This is a genomic window from Rhodococcus sp. KRD197 (assembly GCF_017168235.1).
Lineage (GTDB): Bacteria > Actinomycetota > Actinomycetes > Mycobacteriales > Mycobacteriaceae > Rhodococcoides.
The window spans coordinates 1-555 of record NZ_JABFAO010000044.1; the positions used below are offsets into that span (position 1 = coordinate 1).

1 pseudogene is annotated in these 555 nt (G+C 57.3%); it reads left to right on the forward strand.

The window, feature by feature from the left end:
• Positions 1 to 555, forward strand: a pseudogene (locus tag J1M86_RS23925) (fused acetyl/propionyl-CoA carboxylase subunit alpha/methylmalonyl-CoA decarboxylase subunit alpha); the annotation flags it as partial.

The following is a 555-nucleotide window of genomic DNA, read 5'->3' on the forward strand; positions in this document are numbered from 1 at the left end:
GCGCACTCCTGGAAGTCATCACCCGCCAATACTACGAAATCCGCACCCTCGAAGACGTCAAAGCCTTCGACCGCGAAAACAAACACTTCGTCACCGGCAACTTCGACCTCGCCGGCGAACGACTACATCTGGTGTCGCTGTGGGTCGATCAAGTCGACCTGCTGGCTGGGCTCGACGAGGTAGTCGACATCGCCGGGATCGATCCGGTCAATGTGGTTGTGGATGTGTATGTGCAGCTGCAGGATAGTGATTCTGACAGCAGCGAATTGGAGAAATTGCTCGACGGTGTTGTCGACGAAAAGATCAAGGGAACGCCGCTGAGGCGCGCTACCTTCGTCGCTGTCGCCGATTCCCGCCTCTCGTACAAGATTCGAACATACCGAAAGCTGGAGGGGCGTTCGGAGTTCGTCATCGATGGGACTATCGATGATATGCATCCGTTGACGGGGCAGCGGTTGAATCTGTGGCGGCTCAAGAACTTCGACGGTAAGCGGCTCCCCGCGGCACCGGGAACGTATCTGTTCCAGCTCAACGCCAAGAACAACCCGGCCGATG